Consider the following 281-nt stretch of genomic DNA (forward strand, 5'->3'; position numbering starts at 1 on the left):
AAATCAGGCGATTGATGGCAAAGTATGGGCTTGTGGCAAAGATCAGGAAAGCGAATCCATATCGGAAGATGGCCAAAGCAACGCAGGAACACCTTACCTGTCCTAATCATCTAAACCGTGAATTTGAACAGGATGAGCCAAGGAAAGCACTCCTTACCGATATTACCTATTTATATTATGGACAAGGCCAAAAAGCATATTTGTCCTGTGTGAAGGACGTCGCCACCAAAGAAATCCTTGCTTATTATTTATCAAGGTCGCTGCAAATGGATATTGTTTAT

General features: G+C 41.6%; 1 pseudogene. It reads left to right on the forward strand.

Annotated elements, in window-relative coordinates:
- Positions 1–281: pseudogene (locus tag HRJ06_RS23055) on the forward strand (IS3 family transposase); the annotation flags it as partial.

The sequence above is a fragment of the Mesobacillus harenae genome (assembly GCF_013343715.1).
GTDB lineage: Bacteria > Bacillota > Bacilli > Bacillales > Cytobacillaceae > Mesobacillus_A > Mesobacillus_A harenae.